Raw genomic sequence first — 25437 nt, 5'->3', positions numbered from 1 at the left:
TTTATATGAAGAAAAAGGGTCGTTTTATAATCGGCATGATCATTATATTAATAGTTATTTTTGTATATGCACATATATCTAAAACGCATTGTATCTATGATAAGAAAATAGATGCCAGCACATATAAGACTACATCTTTTTATTTAAATCAGACAGTAAGTCAGGAATTTAAGAGTTTAGAGAAAACTTTGGATGGAATACAAGTTAAGTGTAAACTCACAGGTAATCCGGAAAATGTTGAGGTTAAATTTAGGTTAGTAGATAATGAAGCAGGAAAGGAAGTTGCTAATGGCGAGGTCGAGGGGAATACTTTCAAAGATAGTAAATTTTATAATTTTTCATTTGATACGATACAGAATAGTTTAAATAAGAACTACACATTCGAATTGCAGACTTATAATGAGAATTCGGAAAACCATATAGATTTTTGTTTTACTGACGGTAGACAGAAGAATACAAGTCTTGTGATCGGTGAAGAAAAAATGGAAAATACATTAGTATTAAAAACTGTTACAAAAAGATTTGATATAGAAACGTTTTTAATATTAGGAGTTTTTGTGATATATATTATTGTGTTTATTAAATTCCTATACCGAATGTTTAAATAGAAGGGAAAATCTTAATGTTTAAAATTCAAAAAGCAATTGTATTATTGCTCAAGCAAGGGCCAACAAAATTTGTCAGAACAATTGTTAGCAAAAAAAAGGAAAAAAAGAAAATAATAGAGTTTAAAAACAAGGCTAGAAATATTCATTTAATTTCTGAGGAGGAGCGAGAAAGACAAAGAAAATGGGAATTTCAAAATTGTCGAAAGTTTAGTATAATTACCCCGTTGTATAATACTCCAGTAGAATACTTGATTGAATTGTTAGAGTCTGTTGAAAGGCAGACCTATACGAACTGGGAATTGTGTTTAGCCGATGGAAGTGATGATAAACATGAATATGTTGAAAAGGTATGCAAAGACTGGATGAATCGAGATAATCGGATCATTTACATGAAACTGAAAAAGAATCTGGGAATCTCCAACAATACAAATGAATGTTTGAAACTAGCTTCAGGTGATTTTTTTGGGCTGTTAGATCATGATGATGTGCTGCATGAATCTGCTCTTTTTGAGATGATGTGCGTCATTGAAAAGACTGAAGCAGATTTTATATATTCAGATGAAGTGAAATTTAGCAAAGAAATTAGCGATGCTACGGATTTTAATTTTAAATCTGCTTTTGGAAAGGATGAACTTAGATCTCATAATTATATCTGCCATTTTACAGTGTTTTCAAAAGAATTATTAGAAAATGCTAATGAATTATATAGATCGAATTTTGATGGAAGTCAAGATCATGACATGGTGTTAAGACTGACTGAAAGAGCTAAAAACATTGTTCATATACCTAAAGTTTTATATTATTGGAGAGTTCATCCAGATTCTGTTTCGATGAATCTAGATTCCAAAAGTTATGCTGTCGATGCGGCTATTCGTGCTATCAAAGAACAATTAATTAGAGAAAACGAACATGGTAGTGTGTCCAGTAATTTGCCTTATAGAACAATTTATCGAATTTCTTACGACATATTACAACATCCAAAAGTTATAATATTAGTTCATAATAACTCCAATTTACAAATAGATGAAATAAAACCGCGAATAGACAATAACACAAGTTACGATAATTACGAAATTATATTTGTTGAAATAAAAGAAAACGAAACCTTGGGTATAGCTTTAAATCGTGATATTTCGCACAATAAGGCGGATTTTTATGTTTTATTTGATGGTGCATGTATACCAGAAAATGATGATTGGATAGAAGAAATGCTTATGTATGCACAGAGGAACGATGTATGTACAGTATCACCAAAGATTTTATTTGGTAATAATTTGATTGGTTATGCAGGATTGGCATTAGATGCAAATGAGAAGGGATTTATAAAATTTTTGGGAAAGGGATTTTCTGACGACGAGCAAGGTTATGAAGCAATGTTTCGATATGTAAGAAATATTACAGCATCTTGGAAGGGCTGCTGTATGATCTCCGCAGAGAAGTTAAGAATGATGGGGGGATTTTCTGAAGATATGGATGGCTATGAAGAAGTTGATTTTTCATTAAGAGGAATTCAAAATAAATTATGGAATGTATGGACATGTTTTGCAAAAATAAATTATGATTCTATGGAAATACCATCTTTTGAGGAAAAGAAGTCTAAGATTTTCTATAATAGGTGGCAAGATGAGATTAAAAAAGGTGATAGATATTATCATCCAATTTTAAAGGAACTGAGATGGCTATGATTAGGAGGCATTATGGCAGGTATTAAAGTATTAGCGAGTAAGACTATTAAAACCTTGAGAGATGAAGGAATAACAAGTTTTACAAGAAAAACTAAAAATTTTATTAAGGCTAGCAAAATTGCAGGAAAGGACGCTAAATATAAAGTATATAAAGATGTTCTATTTATAAACGGCTGTGATGAAAGTGTACCTCATCCAGCAAGATATCGAGTAACTCATCAAAGGGAACAATTAGATGCCAATAATATTTCAAGCAATGAAATATATTATGTTAATTTACAGTTGGATCAAGTTAGATTCTATAGAACGTTTGTATTTTTTAGATGTCCATATACTGAAATGGTGGGAGAATTTATATCATTAGCTAAGTCTTTAAATAAAAAAGTACTATTTGATATTGATGATTTAGTTATTGATACAAAGTATACAAATACAATAAAATATCTGGATACCATGAATTCAGATGAGAGGCGCCTCTATGATGATGGAGTAATGCGCATGGGCAGAACATTAAAACTATGTGATGCGGCAATAACTACTACTCAGAGATTGGCAGAGGAATTAAGTCACTATGTAGCAGACGTATTTATAAATAGGAATACTGCATCTGAAATAATGTGCAAATTATCTGAAGAAGCAATAGAAAATAAGAAGTCTTCAGAATATATACGAATAGGTTATTTTAGTGGAAGTTTAACTCATAATGATGATTTTAGGATGATCCTTCCTGCAATACGGAACATATTGGAAAACCATAAAAATGTTCAACTCCATATAGTTGGTGATTTAGATTTACCTACTGAATTGCTAGATTTAAAAGAACAGATAATAGCACATCCATTTGTTGACTGGAAAGAGTTGCCTAAATTGATTTCAGAGATAGATATTAATTTGGCACCAATTGAAAATAGTATATTTAATGAAGCCAAATCAGAAAATAAATGGGTAGAAGCGGCTCTTGTAAAGGTACCCACCATAGCCAGTAACGTAGGGGCCTTTAAAAATATGATTACACATAATGAAACAGGAATTCTTTGTGAAACTGAAAAGGAATGGGAAGAGGGGCTAATAAACTTAATTAGTAATAAGGATCAACGAGAGAGAATAGCTAATAATGCGTACTGTTATTGCAAAAAGCATTGTGTAACGATTTACACAGGAAGGCCACTTGCCGCCTTTATTCGGAAATATACAACACCAAACATTGCCTTTGTATTGCCATCAATGAAGATAAGTGGAGGCATAATGGTAGCATTAAAACATGCTCTACTGTTACAAGAGGCAGGGCAGGATGTTATATTGTTGAATGTTGATTATAAAACAAAATGGTATGAAAATGATGGACGTAGAATACCAGTAATAGGGCAGAATTTACAGATGCTGGAAGGGAGATTTGATAAAGTCGTTGCTACGATGTGGACAACAGTAAAATTTCTTGAAGAATATGCTAATATTGAAAAAAGATTTTATCTGGTTCAGAATTACGAAACAGATTTCTACAGGCCTGGTGAAGTTTTAAGAATTAGGGCAAATCAAAGTTATCATCCAATCGTTCCCATTCAATATATAACAATATCTAAGTGGTGTAAACATTGGCTTGAAGAAGAATATGGGCATCCAACCTCCTACGCTCCTAATGGAATTGAAAAAAAGCAGTTTCAGCATTTTAAAAGAGATTTTAACAGAAAGATAAGAATATTGATAGAAGGTGATTGCGGAGTTCACTATAAAAATGTAGATGAAAGTTTCAAAATAGTTGACAAGTTAGATCCTGATAAATTTGAAATATGGTATATGTCCTATAATTCTAATCCCAAAACGTATTATAGGGTTGATAGGTTTTTGCATCAAATACCTTATAGTGAAGTTCCAGAAGTATATAGACAATGCCATATACTTTTGAAGACAAGTTATTTGGAGAGTTTTTCCTATCCTCCATTGGAAATGATGGCTACAGGAGGATATGCTGTTGTTGTACCTAATGGTGGAAATGAGGAATATTTAGTTGATAATTATAATTGTTTATTATATCCTTGTGGTGAGATTGATAAAGCCATAGAAGCTATTAATCAATTGTGCTCTGATGAGACGCTAAGAGATAAGCTTTATGAAGGGGGAATAAAAACTGCTGAAGAAAGAAATTGGGAGACTATTAAAAATGAAGTCATTGCATTGTATTTAGGTAATTAAACTCATGTGAGGTACAAAATGAATTTTTTAAGAAAGGTGTTTAAGTTTTATAGCCAATATGGACTAAAATTAATGCTTTTTAAATTATTTAGAAAATATCCGGAGAAATCAATAGATTATGAAAAGTGGAGAGAGAAGCATAAGTTAGACCAAAAAGAATATGATAAGTTAGTAAATAGTGTTTTTTCTTATAGGCCTAAAGTTAGTATTATTGTTCCAACTTACCATACCCCAGAAAAATTTTTGAGGGAAATGATAGAGTCAGTAAGCAGACAAACATATTCAAATTGGGAATTATGCATTGCAGATGGGAGTGAAGACGATAAAGTTGCTAATGTCGTAAGTTCTTATGTAACTGATGCAAGGATAAAGTTTAAAAAGTTAGAAATTAATGGTGGAATTTCGGATAATACAAATGCAGCCATAGAAATGTCTACAGGTGAATATATAGCATTACTTGATCATGACGATTTTTTAGAATCTGTAGCATTATTTGAGATTGTTAAGGCAATTAATGTTAACAAATCAGAAGTAATATATACAGATGAGGATAAAGTGTCTTGGGAAGGATCAAGATTTTTTGATCCTCATTTCAAACCTGATTTCAACTTAGAATTATTAAGGCAAAATAATTATATATGTCATTTTTTTATAGTCAGTAGAAGAATTTTAAATATTGTTAAAGGATTCAGAAAAGAATTTGATGGCGCCCAGGACTATGATTTTATATTTCGTTGCATTGAATCAGCTAATAGTGTAGAGCACGTGCCAATACCTTTATATCACTGGAGGACACATAAAGATTCAACAGCATCAAATCCAGAAAGTAAAGCGTATGCTTATATATCTGGGAAAAAGGCAATTGAGGCACATTTGTATAGGTGTCAGGAGAAGGCGGTAGTCAAAAGTACTATGCATTATGGATTTTATCATACACAGTATAAATTGGTTGCATTTGATAAAGTTGTTATTGTTGTAATAAAAAATAACAGTAAAAGCAAGCAATTACAAAAATGCATTAAAGCTATTAAAAATACTTGTCAATATCCCAATTACAGTATAATAGTAGTAAATAGATTAGATGAAATGCTACAAAGAAAGATAGATGGGGAATACATTGTTCTGATAGATAGTTCGGTAAAAATAGTAAGTGAAAAGTGGCTAGAATCTATGCTGGCAGTTTGTCAAAGAAATAATGTGGGAGCTGTTGGTGCTAAATTATTTAAGAATAATGAGACCATATATCATGCTGGAATAGTACTTGGCATGGATAAATATGCTTTTTTCGGATTTCCTAGAGAAAGGTACGGTTATTTTCATCAAGAAGAGTTAAGGCAAGAAGTGTGTGCGGTTACAAAAGATTTTATGATGTTGCCAACTTCGATTTTTAACTTATTGGATTATATTTATTTGGAAAATGAAATAGCATTATGTAAACTGATAAGGGGATTAGGAAAAAAAATAATTTTTGAACCTAAAGTTTGTGCATATACTTGTAAATCTGATATAAATTTGCTTAATTGGAACTGTGAAAAAGATGACTATTACAATATTAATCTATCTCTACAAGCACCTGGATATAATTTGGATGAAGTTTAATTAGTGATGAAATAAAAAAGAAAAAAGCGTAAATTGAAAAAGGCGTAAGCAGTTTAGGAGACATAAGAGTGAAACGATTAATCATAATCCCTGCATATAATGAAGAACAAAATATAGTGAATACGATAGAATCAATAAAAAGAGAGGTTAAAGGGTTCGATTATATAATTATTAATGATTGTTCAGTGGATTGTACAAAAGAAATTTGTGAACAAAATAGGTATAATATAATAAATCTTCCAATTAATCTTGGAATTGGCGGTGCGGTACAAACAGGATACTTATATGCATATGAAAATAATTATGATGTTGCTGTTCAGGTAGATGGCGATGGACAACATAATCCAGAGTTTCTTGAAACTATGGCTGAATATTTACTAAATCATCGATTAGATATGGTCATAGGTTCTAGATTTATAGAAAAAAAAGGTTTTCAATCATCTATAACCAGAAGAATAGGAATCAAATTTTTTTCTCTGCTTATTAGACTATTAACAGGGAAAACTATAACGGATCCGACTTCTGGACTTCGGATGGCAGGGAAAAGAGTAATAGCACTGTTTGCCAAAGATTATCCAAGGGACTACCCAGAGCCAGAGTCTGTAGTTGCTATATTAAGAAGAGGATACAATGTAAAAGAAATACCAGTTGTAATGAAGGAAAGAGAAGGTGGCAAATCTTCTATTTCGTTTAGAAAATCAGTTTATTATATGGTAAAAGTTACGCTGGCATTGCTAATTGAAAGAATTAGAAAATATTAGGAGAGATTATGACTATTAAAATACAAATTATTATAGCGATACTGATTATAATAGCCTTGGGCATAATTATTAATATGATCAGAAAAAAGAGATTGGAACTTAGATATGCATTAGCATGGTTATTAGTAGGAGGCGGGATTTTAATATTAGATTGCTTTCCGGGATTAATAACTTGGTTAGCAGCGAGAGTGGGAATAGCTAATCCTGTTAACATGCTGTTCTTTTTTGGATTTTGTTTTTCTTTGGCCATTATTTTTATATTGACAATTGCTATATCCAGAATGTCGATTAGAATTAAGCAACTAGCGCAGCGAATCGGATTGGATGAAAAAAAGAAAGAGGATAAAAAAGAGAACTAATATTGACCAATAAGAGATCCCCCTTCCTAATCTTAGGAAGGGGGAATTATAATAAATGATTTTATACATTGGTATAGAAACGAATTTTGTTATAAATCATGGAGTATTGTTATGGATTGCTTTTGATGAGGGAATGACTTATAATAAATAAAATAAGTATTAACAAGATATGGAGAGATTAATATGGATAGTATCAGTGTAATTGTTCCAAGTTATAATGAAGAAAAAACAGTTAAACTGTTTTACGATGAAATGAAGAGAATAATGAAAAAAATGAACGAGATAGACTTTGAAATTATTTTTGTTGATGACGGGTCAAAGGTGTTTTTTGCAAGCACTTTTTGGAGAAAAATGCAAAATATTTTTGGAGAATGTTGCATCTCCAAATTGGAGAAAGTTGCAAGGCCTCGGCTGGCAGCTATTCTGCCAGCTACATAGCCATTGCAGACCATATTTAGTTGTTATAGCGTGAGATATGGAAACGGAAGTTCCGAGTTTTCATCTTCATGTGCATGTTCCCTGAAATAGCGGAACTCCTCATCCAGCTCTTTATAATGGATAAAATCATTTAGATATCTCAGATCTTCTTCTGCGCATCGGTGATCTTCTATGAGATCAAGAAGATAATCATTCATCTCCTCATAGCGTTCCTGAAGGTTTTGATATTTTTTCTGTTCTTTGATAACTTTTTTATTTTTAGCCATTGTTACCTGCCTCCTGACTGCTGATTCTTGAAAGAGTTGCATTGATGCTTGATTCACGTAACCGATTATTGATCCCCGGGAACAGAATCAGTTCCACATGGTGGGTGAGCCTGCCAATCAGTGCTGTTGTCATCCGTTGGTCATAAAGAACGTTCACCCACTGTGAGAATTCAAGATTCGTGTTTAAAATCACCGATTTCTGCTCGTGTATCTCAGAAAGATAATCAAACAGAAGCTGTGAACCGGTGCGGTCATACGGAACATATCCGAATTCATCCAGAATCAGTATCCGGGCACTGTTAAGCTTCTTTTTCAGTGCAGTAAGCTTTCCGCTGCTCTGACTCTCGGAAAAGAGATTGATAAGTCCGGCAGTGCGGTAGAATCTTACCGGAATTTCCTGATTACATGCAGACATTCCAATCAGAATGGAAAGCATTGTTTTACCGGTTCCTGTTCCTCCATACATGATGACATTTTTTCCTGTATGATAAAACTCCAGGTCTAACAGGCTTTGGAAGCTGACGTCTTCCGGGAAATCTATCTCATCTGCCCTGAATTCCTCCACGCGGTATCTACGTGGGAAGCCGGCGGTATTGAGGAACTTGCTCTTCCTTTTTGCTGTACGGTATTCAATTTCGTTTGTCAGGAGGTTTAAAAGGTATTCCTGCGGTGTGTCTCCTTTCTGCTCGAAAGCCTGTCCTGCAAAGTTCGTGGACAGCTTGAGCTGTTTGCAGCATGCTGCAATGGATTTTTCTATATCAGCCATTTGAGACACCTCCCTTCTTAAGGGCGGCATCCAGCATTTTCAGATCATTTCTGAACGGAATGACCTTCTGCTGTGGCAGTAAAACTTTGTTTTCAAGCGGAGGCAGAAGCGGTACATCTGCATAGGTTCGCCTGTAAAGGCTCTGCAGACTGTCCGGATCTGTGGCATTCAGCCGGACTGCTTCGTCAACTGTTCTGACAGCACTAGCAAACCCGGTTCTTTCCGTAAGTTCTGCAAGCACCTTCAGGACACGTCCGCGTTCCTTGCTTTCGCAGTTATCCATGTATATCTGCATGGTTTGTGGCATCATGTCATATATGCCGCTGTTTCGAAGAGAACGGGGTTTCCTGGCGATATATGTAAGGTATGGCAGCCAGTCCATTCTTTCATGTTCATTGCCGTAAAGGCGCTTATGACGCACCACTTCGTGCATATCTTTGTCCATGACAATCACATCAGAGGATGTAATCTTGAGATTTACAATGGACTCACAGAAAGCCGGTGAAGCAGAATAACGGTGCTTTCCTGCGTCAAGAGTAAACTTTCCATATTTATCCGTTGTTGCCGTTGTGTAAAGTGCCGTATCAAACGGAACGGAAGGAAGCGGCAGTAAACGAGCCTTATCTTCTTCAAACAGTTTACTGATAAAGCGGTCATCATCGTCATCATAGTGCTCACGCTGCATATCGATTTCACAACGATCCAGAAGATGCTTGTTTTCTTTCACAAGATCATCAAAGCGGGGTACCGGTACAAGTTCGTTGCGGCGCAGGTAGCCAACCTTGTTTTCCACGTTTCCTTTTTCCCATCCGGATTCAGGATTCATAAAAACCGGCTTAATGCGGTAGTGTTCACAAAAGCGTTGAAACCGCTCTGTTACATTACGCCCGCCACCTTTGATGATTTCGGTAACAATGGTTCTGGTATTGTCAAACCAGATTTCCGTGGGAACACCACCGATGTGCTCAAATATGGCAACCAGTCCTTCCAGAAGACATTCCATGTTTTCGCCATAATTAAGCTGGAGGAAACCTCCGTTACTGTAGGGAAAACTGAGCACAAGGTACTTAGCCTCGTGATGAAGCCTGTCATTTTCATAAAAATCGGCTGTTCCAAAGTCTGACTGGGCTTCGCCGGGATGATGATTAAGAGGGATATAGCCATCGGTTCTTTTTAGCCGTAGTTCCTCTTTCTTCTGTTTGACGTATAAGGCAACAAGCCGATAACTGCAGCCGAAACCATCTGCTTCATCCTTGAGGCGTTTAAATACTCTTTTGGCTGTATGCCGTTGCTTTCTTGGTGCAAGCTTGTCTGCCTGCAGCCATTCATCAATCAAAGGTTTGAATGGGTCAAGCTTGGATTCGTGAACCTCTGATGATGCAGGTTTGGGAGATGGATTGTTAAAGTCCTCCATATCCACATATTTTTTGACCGTTTTCCAGTTAAGGCCGGTCTCAGATGCGATTTCAGAAATGTTCTTATCTTGCCGGTAGAACATATCTCTGATATGATGTATCTGATCCATTGTAGTTGACATTCTCCTTTCCTCCTTGTCTTTATTGTTTGGACTACAATAAAGATAAGGTTAATGGTTTTTGGATATACCTGCAATGGATCTTTTCATGGGAATGCTCATACTTGGTGGCTGCCACTCAAGCGCTACACCGTTCCTGAGCGCTTCTAGCGAATGCCTTGCAACTTTCTCCAATTTGGAGATGCAACATTCTCCAATTCCCGTTTGCAACTTTCGGTAATTCTATTTTACAATAAACACACAAGATTTCTCCTTCACCTTCGACAAGGTCCATTATAGCATGCCCCGGAAATATCTTCGACAGGAACTTGAGATCCGGGCAGGCGAAAAAGAAATTTATGTCTATAATAAACAGGGTGACCTCATCCGGACACATAAGCGCAGCTATACACCGAAAGACTGGGTGATCATCCCTTCGGATATGCCCGCCGAATACAAAGACTATGGCTATTGGACTGTGCCTTATTTCCAGCAGAAAGCGTCTGCTATCGGCCCCAGCACCCGTGCATTGATCGATGCCGTCATTCGGAAATACGCTTATCCGGTGCAGTCATTCCGAAGCTGCTTTGGGATTCTGCGGTATGCGGAAAAGTACTCGCCGGAAGCCCTGGAACGTTGCTGTAAAGACGCCGTTTTGGCTGGGAAATGCAACTATTCCTATATCTGTAACACAATCTCAACTTACCATAAGGAGCCATCGCAGAGTACAACGTCACAGAGCAAACCCAACGAAGATGCTGCAATAGCCGTATCCGGTACTTACAAAGATGACGACAGCAAGTATTCCCTTAAGAACCTGCTGAAGCGTCAGGAAACGGAGGCCGGTCATGAAGAATGAGACTACCGATATTTATGAGATGTTGGACACACTATCCCTGCCGGTAGCCGCCCAGCGTTTCGCAGAACTGTCTGAAAGCCCTGAATTCGGCAGCTATACCGCTTTGCAGTTCCTTCGTGAGGTCTTGGAGCCTCAATACATAGAAACCCTCAATAAGCGGTTTGAAACCAATCTGCGGCTCAGCAGCCTGATCAATAAGGGGGCCGTGGCGGAGAATCTAAAAACCGGTAACGGGCGCATCTATAATGATGCCACTGTTGAACAGGTCCTGAAATTCCACTTCGCTGAGAACCGGCAGAATGTGGGGATCTATGGAGTCACCGGTGCTGGCAAGTCCTATTTCCTGTCTGCCTGTTGTGTGGAAGCATGCAGGCGTAATTACCGCTGTAAGTTTGTAGACTATAGCGATCTGCTGGACGAACTGATTGTTCTCAACCGGCAGGAAGATCTGAACAAGTACCGTAAGAGGATCAGGTACTATGCACGGATTCAGCTGCTGTTCATTGATGACTTCGCTATCAGCCGATATTCCGAGGAAGGGATCAAGATCCTGTACCATCTCATAAAACTTCGGGATGACCTTGGGACCTCCACCCTCTTCACCTGCCAGTATTCTCCAGATGAATGGGGGAACCAGCTGAGTGATGAGAAGGAATGCTACGGCAAGCTTGACGGAATCCGGCGCAGGTTGACTACAGGATTTACCGTACTGATTGAGAAAGCATAGCCTTCTGGGACAAGGCTCGATACTGATTAGCAGGGCGGAGCCCCCTCTCTGCCCTGCCGATTTCTAAAACTGGCCGTTTAATATGGCCCTGACTGGCCGGGAAATGCGGCCCTGCTGGCCGCAGAAAGTGGCTGTTTGCAGTAGACCATGAGTACCGTGCTAGTTTCCTCGCTCCATGAGATAATAACTCCAGAAAACTACAAGTTTTTTAAAGGAGTTAGTACCATGGATAAAATCACACATCAGGTCCGTGCAGAGCGCTGGACCAAGATCCTGAATGAATGTATGAATAGCGGGATGTCAAAAACCGCCTGGTGTCGGGCAAACGGGATTTCTGAGAAGCAGTTTTTTTACTGGCAGCGCATCCTGCGCCGGGAAGCTTATGAAGCATCTCAGAATCCATCATTGCCTGCAGCTACAGAGACAAAACAATTGTCTGCTGTTCAGCAGTCCGTATCTTTCGCTGAAATCAAACTTCCTGCCGTGTCACCGGACGCATCACCTGTTTTCCGTCCAGATCTGGCGATCCGGAAAGGGAATCTTGTTCTGGAGATTTCCAATTCAGCCTCATCAGAACTGTTCTCCCGGGTAGGAGGAATTCTTCATGCTGAATAACGCATCCGGCTTCCGGAAGGTTTACGTTGCTGCCGGCTATACGGATTTGCGGCGCGGAATCGACGGGCTGGCATCTATTGTGAAATTTAACTTCCAGCTGGATCCATATGAAAAGGATATCCTCTTCCTGTTTTGCGGAAGACGCAGTGGCCGCATCAAGGGGCTCGTATGGGAAGGAGACGGATTCCTTCTCCTTTACAAAAGACTGGAACTTGGCGGCTTCAGCTGGCCCCGCACAAAAGAAGAAGCACTGGAGATCACCCAGGAGCAATACCGTGCACTGATGCAGGGACTGGAGATCGTATCCAGACACCCAATCCAGGAAGTGCAGCCCAGCGATCTTCTGTGAAATTGTTTATTGTAAAATAGAATTACCGAAAGTTGCAAACGGGAATTGGAGAATGTTGCATCTCCAAATTGGAGAAAGTTGCAAGGCATTCGCTAGAAGCGCTCAGGAACGGTGTAGCGCTTGAGTGGCAGCCACCAAGTATGAGCATTCCCATGAAAAGATCCATTGCAGGTATATCCAAAAACCATTAACCTTATCTTTATTGTAGTCCAAACAATAAAGACAAGGAGGAAAGGAGAATGTCAACTACAATGGATCAGATACATCATATCAGAGATATGTTCTACCGGCAAGATAAGAACATTTCTGAAATCGCATCTGAGACCGGCCTTAACTGGAAAACGGTCAAAAAATATGTGGATATGGAGGACTTTAACAATCCATCTCCCAAACCTGCATCATCAGAGGTTCACGAATCCAAGCTTGACCCATTCAAACCTTTGATTGATGAATGGCTGCAGGCAGACAAGCTTGCACCAAGAAAGCAACGGCATACAGCCAAAAGAGTATTTAAACGCCTCAAGGATGAAGCAGATGGTTTCGGCTGCAGTTATCGGCTTGTTGCCTTATACGTCAAACAGAAGAAAGAGGAACTACGGCTAAAAAGAACCGATGGCTATATCCCTCTTAATCATCATCCCGGCGAAGCCCAGTCAGACTTTGGAACAGCCGATTTTTATGAAAATGACAGGCTTCATCACGAGGCTAAGTACCTTGTGCTCAGTTTTCCCTACAGTAACGGAGGTTTCCTCCAGCTTAATTATGGCGAAAACATGGAATGTCTTCTGGAAGGACTGGTTGCCATATTTGAGCACATCGGTGGTGTTCCCACGGAAATCTGGTTTGACAATACCAGAACCATTGTTACCGAAATCATCAAAGGTGGCGGGCGTAATGTAACAGAGCGGTTTCAACGCTTTTGTGAACACTACCGCATTAAGCCGGTTTTTATGAATCCTGAATCCGGATGGGAAAAAGGAAACGTGGAAAACAAGGTTGGCTACCTGCGCCGCAACGAACTTGTACCGGTACCCCGCTTTGATGATCTTGTGAAAGAAAACAAGCATCTTCTGGATCGTTGTGAAATCGATATGCAGCGTGAGCACTATGATGACGATGATGACCGCTTTATCAGTAAACTGTTTGAAGAAGATAAGGCTCGTTTACTGCCGCTTCCTTCCGTTCCGTTTGATACGGCACTTTACACAACGGCAACAACGGATAAATATGGAAAGTTTACTCTTGACGCAGGAAAGCACCGTTATTCTGCTTCACCGGCTTTCTGTGAGTCCATTGTAAATCTCAAGATTACATCCTCTGATGTGATTGTCATGGACAAAGATATGCACGAAGTGGTGCGTCATAAGCGCCTTTACGGCAATGAACATGAAAGAATGGACTGGCTGCCATACCTTACATATATCGCCAGGAAACCCCGTTCTCTTCGAAACAGCGGCATATATGACATGATGCCACAAACCATGCAGATATACATGGATAACTGCGAAAGCAAGGAACGCGGACGTGTCCTGAAGGTGCTTGCAGAACTTACGGAAAGAACCGGGTTTGCTAGTGCTGTCAGAACAGTTGACGAAGCAGTCCGGCTGAATGCCACAGATCCGGACAGTCTGCAGAGCCTTTACAGGCGAACCTATGCAGATGTACCGCTTCTGCCTCCGCTTGAAAACAAAGTTTTACTGCCACAGCAGAAGGTCATTCCGTTCAGAAATGATCTGAAAATGCTGGATGCCGCCCTTAAGAAGGGAGGTGTCTCAAATGGCTGATATAGAAAAATCCATTGCAGCATGCTGCAAACAGCTCAAGCTGTCCACGAACTTTGCAGGGCAGGCTTTCGAGCAGAAAGGAGACACACCGCAGGAATACCTTTTAAACCTCCTGACAAACGAAATTGAATACCGTACAGCAAAAAGGAAGAGCAAGTTCCTCAATACCGCCGGCTTCCCACGTAGATACCGCGTGGAGGAATTCAGGGCAGATGAGATAGATTTCCCGGAAGACGTCAGCTTCCAAAGCCTGTTAGACCTGGAGTTTTATCATACAGGAAAAAATGTCATCATGTATGGAGGAACAGGAACCGGTAAAACAATGCTTTCCATTCTGATTGGAATGTCTGCATGTAATCAGGAAATTCCGGTAAGATTCTACCGCACTGCCGGACTTATCAATCTCTTTTCCGAGAGTCAGAGCAGCGGAAAGCTTACTGCACTGAAAAAGAAGCTTAACAGTGCCCGGATACTGATTCTGGATGAATTCGGATATGTTCCGTATGACCGCACCGGTTCACAGCTTCTGTTTGATTATCTTTCTGAGATACACGAGCAGAAATCGGTGATTTTAAACACGAATCTTGAATTCTCACAGTGGGTGAACGTTCTTTATGACCAACGGATGACAACAGCACTGATTGGCAGGCTCACCCACCATGTGGAACTGATTCTGTTCCCGGGGATCAATAATCGGTTACGTGAATCAAGCATCAATGCAACTCTTTCAAGAATCAGCAGTCAGGAGGCAGGTAACAATGGCTAAAAATAAAAAAGTTATCAAAGAACAGAAAAAATATCAAAACCTTCAGGAACGCTATGAGGAGATGAATGATTATCTTCTTGATCTCATAGAAGATCACCGATGCGCAGAAGAAGATCTGAGATATCTAAATGATTTTATCCATTATAAAGAGCTGGATGAGGAGTTCCGCTATTTCAGGGAACATGCACATGAAGATGAAAACTCGGAACTTCCGTTTCCATATCTCACGCTATAACAACTAAATATGGTCTGCAATGGCTATGTAGCTGGCAGAATAGCTGCCAGCCGAGGCCTTGCAACTTTCTCCAATTTGGAGATGCAACATTCTCCAAAAATATTTTGCATTTTTCTCCAAAAAGTGCTTGCAAAAAACAGTGAAATGTTGTGCAAAACGGAGAAAATAAAAAATCTTTTTGTATCTCCTGCCACAGACGCGACGGAAGTTATCCACAGCCAGATCTCATATCATTCATTCAATCAAGAGTACTTCACAGCTATAAGCTGCTGTGTGGATAAGTACTCTGAAAAACTGAAAAAACTAATAGTTTTTTCGGCTTTTCAGAGTGTTTATCCTTTGGTGAGAATGACGAACCTTCTTTATTATCCCGTTCGCTTTTTCTTTTGGTTTGCGGTACAATAGTTCCAGTAAAACAAAGGAGCACCGAACATGCAGAAGATCTACTCACCGGAAGAACTGAACAGTTTCAGCAGGGAAACACTCGTGGCAGTGATCCTGTCCATGCAGAACCAGCTTACCCAACTGAATACAAACATGGAACGCCTGATTGAGCAGATCGCATCTGCAAACAATCATCGTTATGGGCGTTCTTCCGAAAAGCTGGACGTTATCGCCGGACAATTGGAACTGGAGCTCATCTTTAACGAAGCGGAAGCTTTGACTGAGACGCTTTATGTTGTCGAACCTAGGGAAGAAGATGTGATCCAGGTCACGCGCCGGAAGAAAAAAGGAAAGCGCGAGGCAGATCTTAAGGATCTTCCTGTGGAAGTGATCCCTCATACCATTCCAGAAGCAAAGCTGCAGGAAATTTTTGGCTCCGTTGGATGGAAGCAGCTCCCGGATGAAGTTTATAAAAGAGTCCGGGTTCAGCCGGCAGTCTACACGGTGGAAGAACATCATGTGGCCGTGTATGCAGGAAAAGATAATCAGACGATTGTCAAAGCGGACCGACCAAGGGAATTGCTCCGCAACAGCATTCTGACACCGTCTCTGGGTGCAAGCATCATGAATGCCAAGTATGTCAATGGACTGCCTTTATACCGGATCAGCCAGGAGTTCCAGAGAAACGACATCCATATCTCCCGGCAGGTAATGGCGAACTGGATGATCCAGTGTGCGGACCGGTATCTGGGACCGCTTTATGATTACCTTCATAACAGGATGTACCATTTCCATGTGCTGCAGGCCGACGAGACTCCGGTTAAGGTATCGAAGGATGGGCGCCCGGCAAACAGTAAGAGTTACATGTGGGTCTACCGGACGGGAAAGGGATATAGTGATCCCCCCATTATCCTGTATGAATACCAGAAGACCCGGAAAGCAGACCATCCGCGGGAATTCCTGAAAGGATTTACAGGCACTGTTGTCTGTGACGGATACTCCGCCTACCGGAAGCTGGACCGGGAAAGCGAAACCATCGTTTTCGCAGGGTGCTGGACCCATGCGAGAAGGTATTTTGCCGATGCCCTGAAGGCATTGCCAAAAAAAGATCATCAGGCAGCCAAAGATACGATCGCTTACGAGGCAATCAAGCGGATTGGCGCCATCTACCATCTGGACAACCAGCTTGCTGATCTGAAACCGGATGACCGTAAAAAACAGCGGCAGATCAATCTCAAACCTCTGGTGGAGGCTTTCTTTGTGTGGGCAAAAGAAAGCCAGTTCTCCGGTCGCCTTACCAAGGGTAAAACTCTGGAAGGGATCAACTACTGCATCAATCAGGAAGAGGCATTAAAAGTATTCCTGGATGATGGTGAAGTCCCGCTTGATAATAACGCAACGGAAGGGGCTCTGCGCAGCTTCTGCCTGCACAAACATGCATGGAAGCTGATCGACAGTATTGACGGTGCACAATCCAGTGCGATCATCTACAGTATCACGGAAACAGCAAAGGCGAATCATCTAAATCCCTTCCGCTATCTGGAATATATCCTAACCGTGATGAAAGACCATCAGGAGGATACGGATTATTGTTTTATGGAAGAACTGCTTCCATGGTCTGAGCAGCTGCCGGAAATCTGCATAAGCAAAACAAAAACAACAAACGTGTAAACCGACCGCCGGAAACGGCGGTCATAAAATGAGCTGGTACTCATGGTCTACCGTATACTTTTAATGTAGATGCTATTTCATTTCTTAGATATTAATGATAAAATAGATATTAAATAATGCAGCAGACTATATTTGGCATATATTAATTTGGGATTGTACTAAAATTCGAAGGTTGTAAATTTTGTTAGAATATTATGATAAATTTAGAAATAAAAAGAGAAAATTCTAATATACTTAATGATTAATTGTTGGGGGGAGAAGAATGGAAGAAGTAAAGGAAACATTAATTATAAAGACAGGGAAGATAGTTAAGACGAAAGGCTTATCGGTTGAGGGTAAAAAATGGATTTTTGAGGATAATGATCCACAGATATATATAAGGTTTGATAATGCTGTTTATGGGATAAGAATAACGGGAAACTGCTATCAAGCAGATTTCAAACAAAGTTTATCAACAGTTTATTATAAAGGCTTAGAAGACTGTTTTACTGAAACAAAAAGTTGCAGATTTTTATTTGAACCAGATAATCAGAAGGTTAGAGAAATACGTTTTGGCTTTCCAATTAACGAGATACGTTTTGATCCAGTAGAAATTTCAGGAGTGTGTTTTGTGGATGGAATTTATATTGAACCCATACCAAAATCCTACTTAATTGAGGATTCTTTGGCTCGTAGAATAGAGCAAGAAAGACATCGAGATAAGGTAATAATTGTTACACATGATTTATCAGCAACGGGTGCGCCTATTTTGGCATGTCATATTGCAAAAAAAATGAAGCAGAATAAAGTAGAAGTAGTTGTTTTAGCGGGGAAATTAGGTAATGGTTATTTAGAAGAACAGTATAAAAAATGGAATATACCGGTGATTTGCTTAGACAATACTCAAAATGAAGAATTTGAATATATTAATATTAAAAATAATAGTAAAAAATGTGGATTAAATGAAAGAGAGTTCTTAGAAAATCTTTTTAGAATGCTTAGAAGACAGGGCTTTATGACTGTGATAACTAATACAATTGTATCTGGACATTATGTGGAGTTGTTAAAAGATTATAATTTTAAAATAATTTCGTTAATTCATGAAATGAGGGCAAGTATTGAACTTTATGGCTTTGTAGAGCCGGGGAGGAAAATTGCTGAAAATGCAGATTATATTGTATTTCCCAATCAGTATGTAGAGAATGATTTTAGGAAAATATATCCGGAGATAAAGGGAAATACATTAATTAAGGCGCAAGGGGTTTATTTGGAAAATGTGGAAGAGGATGCGAACTTTAATCTTGAGGAATATGGAATTAACTTAAATGATCTAGTCATTATGAGTTCAGGAACATGCGAGTTAAGAAAGGGAGTTGATTTGTTTGTAAATGCAGCGCTTATTTTTATAGATAGAAATAGGGAGAAAGATGTACATTTCATTTGGACTGGCAATTTTAATAATAAGGAATTGCAGTGTTGGATTATAAATCAATTAGAGAGAAGCGGAAGTCAAAGAAAAATACAGTTTATTCCATTCATAAAGGAGGCGGCCAAATATAAAACGCTTCTAAGCCGAGCAGATGCATTTTGGGCGATGTCAAGAGAAGATCCATTTCCTTCAACTGTATTAGAAGCCATGAAAAACGAAGTTCCTGTCGTGGGTTTTAATGGAACGGGCGGTATACAAGTAATGCTTTCTAATAATAGAGGAATATTAATAGATGGATTTAATTTAGAGAAAGTTGTTGAGTGCACCGAAAAACTAGTTGAACAAAATGAAAAGAATAAAGTATTAATAGAGGAAGCAAAAAAATATGTAGATGAAATGGAATTTGACAGTTATGTAAAATTCTTAAGAGATTTTCTTTCTAAACCAGTTAAAATAAATCCTAAGTTGGACATTTATAAATGGAGTGAAAAGACATGCCATTATTATGATCGACTAGAAGAAACTGACTGTACGCTTAAAAGGAAACAGATAGAATGGGATAGGTGTAAATTACTATTTAAAAGAAAAGAAATTAGTAAAGAAGATATGGTATATTTGGATTCTGCGATTGCGACAAGTGATGTAGAAGATGAGATTATAATGGATTATTGTACGAATATTTGTGAAGAAGTGTTTCCAACTGTTAGAAAAAAACATATACCTATACGAGTGAATGATGAGAAATTCGAAGATATAGAGGGTTTTCTTAAAATACTATGCGGAAATAATTTACTTAGCACTAGATTAGAAAAGTCTAAACAATGGCTGTTGCCCAATAATATATGGAATTATAGAAATACATGTTTATTAGGTGCTGGTATATCACATTTTGATACAGAGACTTCGTTTAGTGATTTTACCAAAAGTTTCTTACGATTTATACTGCAGTCTAAATATTATCATTCGGTTTGTGATGAACAAACAAAAGAAATACTGCATAGTATGGGGATAAAAAACGTAATAAATACAAGTTTTCCATCAATGTGGAAGTTAACACCAGATTTTTGTGCAAGAATACCAGTTAATAAGGCGGAAAACGTTTTGACCACAATATCGGGACGCCCTGAAAATGTAGAAAACGATTTGTTCATGTTAAAAATTTTAAAAGAAAATTATAAAAAGGTTTATATTTGGATTCAAAAACAATTTGATTATCAATACATTAGGAGAGAAATGAAGTTAGACGATTATACAATAATTCCGCCTTCGTTAAGTGAATTAGATAAGATATTATTAATAAAAGATATGGATTATATAGGTGCAAGATTTCATATAGCAGTTCGAAATTTGAATTATGGTCATCGTTCTTTAATAATTGGAGGGGATGATAATGCAAAGGGTATAATATCTGAGACGAACTTACCAGTTTTGCAAGAGCATAAGATAAAGAGCGATTTGCAAGATATAATATATCAAAAGTGGGGAGTTAATAAAATTGTAATACCGTTAGACAAGATCAAAGAGTGGAAGGATCAGTTCGAATTGTAGAAATATGTGAAGAGTCGTTACAAATAATTTATATTAGGATGAATAAATGAGGTTGGTTCAATGAGATTGAAAAGAATATTAGGAATTATATTGATTATTTTTGTAATGTGTTTAACTGCTTGTAATAAAGGTAATAATTCATCATCGCCAAAACAGGTAGAAAAAGAAAATGAACTAGAAAAGTTTAATGAAAGTCAGGAGAAGAAGCCCGCAAACAATGAAAGGCAAGATAATATAGAGGAAGAAGTTACTGATGAAATTGTAAACGATGAAAAAGATACAAAGGATTCAGAATTAATAACTATATATTTTAGTAATGATGATGCAACCTCTTTCGTCTCCGAAGAAGTTCAAATTGATGCACTAACTCCAGAAGCGGTACTGAATGCCCTTATTTCCAAAGGTGCAGTGGCAGCAGATGTCCAGATACAGGCATTTAATACGGTTACGGTAGACAATAAGCCAAGTGTAGAGATAGACTTCAACCCTGCATTTTCGACCTTTGTTACTAACATGGGCTCAACTGGAGAGTATTTTGCCATTGGCAGCGTATGCAATACTTTCCTTAATGCCTATAACTGTGAGCAGATTAAAATAACTGTAGAAGGACAAACCCTCACCACCGGTCATGCAGAGTACCCAGGCTACCTGACAGCATTTGAGTAAAAGCGAGACATAAAATGAAAAAACCAGGCTACTATTCCTCTGGCGAATTCGCCCGCATGGCCCACGTAACCCTGCGGACAATTCGCTACTATGACAAACAGAATATTCTAAAGCCCTCGTATGTAACGGATGCGGGGGCAAGATTTTATACGGATGAGGACTTTGCCCGTCTCCAGCAGATCCTGCTGCTGAAATATCTGGGATTCTCCCTGGATGATATTCGGGAGATGACGATTGCGGATTCCGACTATCATTTTATGCTGAACTCCCTGAATATCCAGTTAAAACTGGTTCAGGACCGGATAGAGCAGATGCAGCTGGTGGAGAAGGCTATTCAGGATACTGCCGATGCGATCCAGGCAGAGCATACGATTGACTGGAGCCAGATGCTGAATCTGATTCACCTGACAGGCATGGAGAAGAGTCTGAAAAACCAGTATCAGAATGCATCTAATATCTCCGCTCGTATCAATCTTCACAGCCTGTATTCGCAGAATGAGCAGGGATGGTTTCCATGGATCTACGAACAGTTGAAGATCCGACCAGGAATGCGCATCCTAGAAATTGGATGTGGGGACGGAACGCTTTGGAAGGACAGACGTTCAGTCCTTCCGGAAGATATTCACATCGTGCTGTCTGACATTTCAGAGGGAATGTTGCGGGATGCAAGGCGCGCCATTGGAGCGGAGGATAAGAGATTTGAATTCCATGTCTTCGACTGCCATAGGATCCCTTATGAAGAAGGGGACTTTGATCTGGTAATTGCCAATCATGTGCTGTTTTATTGCGAAGATATCCCGAAAGTTGCCAGAGAAGTCAAAAGAGTGCTCAAACGGGACGGAAGATTCGTCTGCAGCACATATGGATGCAGGCATATGATGGAAGTCAGCCGGCTCGTGCAGGGATTTGATGAAAGAATCGTGTTGTCCGCGGATAAGTTGTATGAGAGGTTTGGCCGCGAAAATGGCGGGAATATCCTTAGACAGGATTTTTGTAAGGTAGAGTGGATGTCTTATCAGGATTCCCTGGTTGTTCCTGATCCGGAACCGCTGATCTCTTATGTCCTTTCCTGCCATGGCAATCAAAGCCAGTATATTCTGGATCACTACAATGAATTCCGTTCTTACGTAAAAAAGAAGACGGACGGAGGCTTCCATATTACCAAGGATGCAGGGATATTTATTTGTGAAAAATAGACAAATTTAGTGAAATTGAAAAAAAGTACTTGAAGGTGACCTTGGGTCACCTTTTATAATGCAATTATGCTAATGAAATACGACTGAAAGAGAATACTAATTTTATAAAAGATACTAAGGAGGTTCCACATGAAAGGAATTATTTTAGCGGGAGGTTCCGGCACGCGCCTTTATCCTCTGACTATGGTGACATCCAAGCAGTTATTGCCGATTTATGACAAGCCAATGATCTATTATCCGATGTCCGTACTTATGAACGCAGGCATCCGGGACATTTTAATCATCTCTACGCCCCAGGATACGCCTCGCTTTAAGGAACTGCTGGGAGACGGGCGGCAGTTTGGAGTGAATCTTTCCTATGAAGTGCAGCCAAGTCCTGACGGACTGGCACAGGCCTTTATCATCGGAGAAGAGTTTATCGGCGACGAGCCGGTAGCGATGGTTCTGGGAGATAACATTTTTGCCGGCCATGGCTTAAAGAAGCGTCTGAAAGCCGCTGTGGAGAACGCAGATTCCGGAAGAGGAGCGACCGTATTCGGCTATTATGTGGATGACCCGGAACGCTTCGGAATTGTAGAATTCGATCATGAGGGAAAAGCCAAATCCATAGAAGAAAAGCCGGAGAAGCCAAAGAGCAATTACTGTGTGACCGGATTATATTTCTATGACAACAAGGTTGTGGAATATGCAAAGAATCTGAAGCCAAGCGCCCGCGGGGAGTTGGAGATTACCGATCTGAACCGCGTGTATCTGGAAGAGGGCAAGCTGAATGTGGAACTGCTTGGGCAGGGATTTACCTGGCTGGATACCGGGACGCATGAGAGCCTGGTGGAAGCAACCAACTTTGTTAAGACGGTAGAATCTCATCAGCACCGTAAGATCGCATGCCTGGAAGAGATCGCTTATCTGAATGGCTGGATCACGGAAAAGGATGTATTGGATGTGTACGAAGTGCTTAAGAAGAATCAGTACGGCCAGTACTTGAAGGACGTACTGGACGGAAAATTCGTAGACGGACTATACTAGACAAAATGAAAAGAGACAAAAGGAGATTAGAGATTATGACGATTATTGTAACCGGCGGAGCCGGATTCATTGGAAGCAACTTTATATTTCACATGCTGGATAAATACCCGGATTACCGCATCGTGTGCCTGGACTGCCTGACCTATGCAGGCAATCTGTCGACGCTGGCGCCAGTGATGGAGAACCCGAATTTCCGTTTCGTGAAGGAGAGCATCACAGACCGTGAGGCTGTCTACAAATTATTTGAAGAGGAGCACCCGGATATCATCGTGAACTTCGCGGCAGAAAGCCATGTTGACCGTTCCATCGAGAATCCGGAGGTCTTCCTGGATACCAATATCAAGGGTACCGCAGTTCTGATGGATGCCTGCAGAAAATATGGAATCAAGCGTTATCATCAGGTTTCTACAGATGAAGTATACGGCGATCTTCCGCTGGACCGGCCGGACTTATTCTTCACAGAAGAGACTCCGATCCACACCAGCAGCCCATACAGTTCTTCCAAGGCGGCAGCAGACTTGCTAGTGCTGGCTTATCATAGGACGTATGGACTTCCGGTGACGATCAGCAGATGTTCCAACAACTATGGACCATATCATTTCCCGGAGAAGCTCATTCCGCTGATGATTGCCAATGCGCTGAATGACAAGCCGCTTCCGGTATACGGAAAGGGCGAAAATGTCCGTGACTGGCTGTATGTAGAGGATCACTGCAAGGCGATCGACCTGATCATCCACAATGGCCGTGTAGGCGAGGTCTACAATATCGGCGGACACAACGAGATGACGAATATCGATATTGTCAAGATTATCTGTAAAGAATTAGGAAAGCCGGAGAGCCTGATTACTTATGTAGAGGATCGCAAGGGCCATGACATGCGTTATGCCATCGACCCGACCAAGATCCACAGCGAATTGGGCTGGCTTCCGGAGACGAAGTTTGCGGATGGAATCAAGAAAACGATCAAATGGTATCTGGATAATAAGGAATGGTGGGAGACGATCATCTCCGGAGAATATCAGAATTATTATGACGAGATGTATGGCAGCCGAGAGGGGATGAAATAATGAAGGTTTTAGTGACAGGCGTAGCAGGACAGCTGGGCCACGACGTAATGAACGAACTGGCAAAGCGTGGATATGAAGGAGTAGGTTCCGATATCAAGGAAACCTACAGCGGGATCCAGGACGGGACGGCAGTGGTAAGCATGCCGTATGTCCAGATGGACATCACGGATGAAGACTCGGTCAGGAAGGTGCTCACAGACGCAGCGCCGGATGTGGTAGTGCATTGTGCGGCATGGACTGCCGTAGACCTGGCGGAAGACGAGGATAAGAAAGAGATCGTGCATGCGGTGAACGCGACTGGAACAAAGAATATCGCGGAGGTCTGCAAAGAACTGGATTGCAAGATGGTATATCTCAGTACCGACTATGTATTCGACGGCCAGGGAACCGAAGCCTGGCAGCCGGACTGCAAGGATTATAAGCCGCTGAATGTATATGGCGAGACGAAACTTGCCGGGGAACTGGCAGTATCAGAGACATTGTCCAAATATTTTATCGTGCGGATTGCCTGGGTATTTGGAAAGAACGGCAAGAATTTCATTAAGACGATGCTGAATATCGCAAAGACGCATGACAAGATCACGGTTGTCAATGATCAGATCGGAACGCCCACATATACCTTTGACCTGGCGAGGCTTCTGGTGGATATGATTGAGACTGACAAGTATGGATATTATCATGCTACCAATGAAGGCGGATATATCAGCTGGTATGACTTTACCAAAGAGATCTTCCGTCAGGCAGTAGAACTTGGACATGAGGAATATTCGGAAGACAAGGTGAACGTCATTCCAGTGACAACGCAGGAATATGGCGCTTCTAAGGCGGCAAGGCCATTTAACAGCAGGCTGGATAAGAGCAAGTTGCCGGAAAACGGGTTTACTCCGCTTCCTACATGGCAGGATGCCTTGAACAGATATCTGAAAGAAATTGAATTTTAAGGAGATCGAT

24 protein-coding genes are annotated in these 25437 nt (G+C 39.9%); 21 read left to right on the top strand and 3 right to left on the bottom strand.

Annotated features, from left to right (window positions below; genetic code table 11):
* Window positions 1-5 precede the first annotated feature (5 nt).
* From HDCHBGLK_RS18230 to HDCHBGLK_RS18200, 7 genes are all read left to right on the top strand, one after another.
* Window positions 6-608, top strand: coding sequence for a hypothetical protein (locus HDCHBGLK_RS18230; RefSeq protein WP_004605475.1), 603 nt, complete (start codon window positions 6-8; stop codon window positions 606-608).
* Between the two features lie 14 nt (window positions 609-622).
* Window positions 623-2293 (top strand): glycosyltransferase family 2 protein, encoded by a 1671-nt coding sequence (locus HDCHBGLK_RS18225; protein WP_004605476.1) that lies wholly within the window; start codon window positions 623-625, stop codon window positions 2291-2293.
* A gap of 12 nt (window positions 2294-2305) precedes the next feature.
* A complete protein-coding gene (locus tag HDCHBGLK_RS18220; RefSeq protein ID WP_004605477.1) occupies window positions 2306-4483 on the top strand; it encodes a glycosyltransferase in 2178 nt (725 codons plus the stop codon).
* Window positions 4484-4501: 18 nt separating this feature from the next.
* Window positions 4502-6082, top strand: a complete 1581-nt coding sequence (locus HDCHBGLK_RS18215; RefSeq protein WP_004605478.1) for a glycosyltransferase family 2 protein — start codon at window positions 4502-4504, stop codon at window positions 6080-6082.
* Between the two features lie 68 nt (window positions 6083-6150).
* The gene (locus HDCHBGLK_RS18210) at window positions 6151-6843 is read left to right on the top strand and encodes a glycosyltransferase family 2 protein (protein ID WP_004605479.1); all 693 of its coding nucleotides are present in this window, start codon (window positions 6151-6153) and stop codon (window positions 6841-6843) included.
* Between the two features lie 8 nt (window positions 6844-6851).
* Window positions 6852-7202: a DUF2304 domain-containing protein gene (locus HDCHBGLK_RS18205; protein WP_004605480.1), complete on the top strand. Its 351-nt coding sequence runs from the start codon at window positions 6852-6854 to the stop codon at window positions 7200-7202.
* Window positions 7203-7385: 183 nt separating this feature from the next.
* Window positions 7386-7640, top strand: coding sequence for a glycosyltransferase (locus tag HDCHBGLK_RS18200; RefSeq protein ID WP_004605481.1), 255 nt, complete (start codon window positions 7386-7388; stop codon window positions 7638-7640).
* A 23-nt stretch (window positions 7641-7663) separates the two neighbouring features.
* Here the strand turns inward: HDCHBGLK_RS18200 and HDCHBGLK_RS18195 are convergent, their stop codons facing one another.
* Genes HDCHBGLK_RS18195 through istA (HDCHBGLK_RS18185) form a run of 3 tightly spaced genes read right to left on the bottom strand, consistent with a single transcriptional unit; the run spans window position 7664 to window position 10197 of the window.
* Window positions 7664-7906 carry a hypothetical protein gene (locus tag HDCHBGLK_RS18195; RefSeq protein ID WP_004604852.1) on the bottom strand — a complete coding sequence of 81 codons (243 nt, stop codon included), beginning with the start codon at window positions 7904-7906 and terminating at the stop codon, window positions 7664-7666.
* A complete protein-coding gene (locus tag HDCHBGLK_RS18190; RefSeq protein WP_004605482.1) occupies window positions 7899-8672 on the bottom strand; it encodes an ATP-binding protein in 774 nt (257 codons plus the stop codon). The genes HDCHBGLK_RS18195 and HDCHBGLK_RS18190 overlap by 8 nt, the downstream gene beginning before the upstream one ends.
* Entirely contained in the window at window positions 8665-10197 is a 1533-nt protein-coding gene (gene istA, locus HDCHBGLK_RS18185; protein WP_004605483.1) for an IS21 family transposase, read from the bottom strand. The genes HDCHBGLK_RS18190 and istA (HDCHBGLK_RS18185) overlap by 8 nt, the downstream gene beginning before the upstream one ends.
* 289 nt (window positions 10198-10486) lie before the next feature.
* On the opposite strand from istA (HDCHBGLK_RS18185), the gene HDCHBGLK_RS18180 reads away from it, so the two are divergent.
* The 14 genes from HDCHBGLK_RS18180 (at window position 10487) to rfbD (ending at window position 25427) form a co-directional block, all read left to right on the top strand.
* The gene (locus HDCHBGLK_RS18180; protein WP_004605484.1) at window positions 10487-11044 is read left to right on the top strand and encodes a hypothetical protein; all 558 of its coding nucleotides are present in this window, start codon (window positions 10487-10489) and stop codon (window positions 11042-11044) included.
* On the top strand, window positions 11034-11771 hold the full coding sequence (locus HDCHBGLK_RS18175) for an ATP-binding protein (protein ID WP_004605485.1): 738 nt from the start codon (window positions 11034-11036) through the stop codon (window positions 11769-11771). The genes HDCHBGLK_RS18180 and HDCHBGLK_RS18175 overlap by 11 nt, the downstream gene beginning before the upstream one ends.
* Before the next feature lie 225 nt (window positions 11772-11996).
* Entirely contained in the window at window positions 11997-12386 is a 390-nt protein-coding gene (gene tnpA, locus HDCHBGLK_RS18170; protein ID WP_039909350.1) for an IS66 family insertion sequence element accessory protein TnpA, read from the top strand.
* Window positions 12376-12735 carry an IS66 family insertion sequence element accessory protein TnpB gene (gene tnpB, locus HDCHBGLK_RS18165; protein ID WP_004605487.1) on the top strand — a complete coding sequence of 120 codons (360 nt, stop codon included), beginning with the start codon at window positions 12376-12378 and terminating at the stop codon, window positions 12733-12735. Before tnpA ends, tnpB begins: the two co-directional genes overlap by 11 nt.
* Window positions 12736-12986: 251 nt before the next feature.
* Complete coding sequence (gene istA, locus HDCHBGLK_RS18160; RefSeq protein ID WP_004605483.1) at window positions 12987-14519, top strand: IS21 family transposase; 1533 nt, start codon at window positions 12987-12989, stop codon at window positions 14517-14519.
* The gene (locus HDCHBGLK_RS18155; RefSeq protein WP_004605482.1) at window positions 14512-15285 is read left to right on the top strand and encodes an ATP-binding protein; all 774 of its coding nucleotides are present in this window, start codon (window positions 14512-14514) and stop codon (window positions 15283-15285) included. The genes istA (HDCHBGLK_RS18160) and HDCHBGLK_RS18155 overlap by 8 nt, the downstream gene beginning before the upstream one ends.
* A complete protein-coding gene (locus tag HDCHBGLK_RS18150; RefSeq protein ID WP_004604852.1) occupies window positions 15278-15520 on the top strand; it encodes a hypothetical protein in 243 nt (80 codons plus the stop codon). The genes HDCHBGLK_RS18155 and HDCHBGLK_RS18150 overlap by 8 nt, the downstream gene beginning before the upstream one ends.
* A gap of 432 nt (window positions 15521-15952) precedes the next feature.
* The gene (gene tnpC, locus HDCHBGLK_RS18145) at window positions 15953-17575 is read left to right on the top strand and encodes an IS66 family transposase (RefSeq protein ID WP_004605736.1); all 1623 of its coding nucleotides are present in this window, start codon (window positions 15953-15955) and stop codon (window positions 17573-17575) included.
* Between the two features lie 262 nt (window positions 17576-17837).
* Window positions 17838-20531 carry a glycosyltransferase family 4 protein gene (locus tag HDCHBGLK_RS18140; RefSeq protein ID WP_004605735.1) on the top strand — a complete coding sequence of 898 codons (2694 nt, stop codon included), beginning with the start codon at window positions 17838-17840 and terminating at the stop codon, window positions 20529-20531.
* Between the two features lie 60 nt (window positions 20532-20591).
* Window positions 20592-21197, top strand: coding sequence for a GerMN domain-containing protein (locus tag HDCHBGLK_RS18135; protein WP_004605734.1), 606 nt, complete (start codon window positions 20592-20594; stop codon window positions 21195-21197).
* Between the two features lie 14 nt (window positions 21198-21211).
* Entirely contained in the window at window positions 21212-22393 is a 1182-nt protein-coding gene (locus HDCHBGLK_RS18130; protein WP_004605733.1) for a MerR family transcriptional regulator, read from the top strand.
* 129 nt (window positions 22394-22522) lie between these two features.
* Window positions 22523-23419: a glucose-1-phosphate thymidylyltransferase RfbA gene (gene rfbA, locus HDCHBGLK_RS18125; protein WP_004605732.1), complete on the top strand. Its 897-nt coding sequence runs from the start codon at window positions 22523-22525 to the stop codon at window positions 23417-23419.
* A gap of 35 nt (window positions 23420-23454) precedes the next feature.
* Window positions 23455-24486, top strand: coding sequence for a dTDP-glucose 4,6-dehydratase (rfbB, locus tag HDCHBGLK_RS18120; protein ID WP_009248668.1), 1032 nt, complete (start codon window positions 23455-23457; stop codon window positions 24484-24486).
* The gene (gene rfbD, locus HDCHBGLK_RS18115) at window positions 24486-25427 is read left to right on the top strand and encodes a dTDP-4-dehydrorhamnose reductase (RefSeq protein ID WP_004605730.1); all 942 of its coding nucleotides are present in this window, start codon (window positions 24486-24488) and stop codon (window positions 25425-25427) included. Before rfbB ends, rfbD begins: the two co-directional genes overlap by 1 nt.
* Window positions 25428-25437 lie beyond the last annotated feature (10 nt).

Origin of the sequence: [Clostridium] scindens ATCC 35704 (genome assembly GCF_004295125.1) — a bacterium.
Classification (GTDB): domain Bacteria; phylum Bacillota; class Clostridia; order Lachnospirales; family Lachnospiraceae; genus Clostridium_AP; species Clostridium_AP scindens.
The sequence above is the reverse complement of the archived record's forward strand: the minus strand, read 5'-3'. Positions and strand labels throughout refer to the sequence as shown.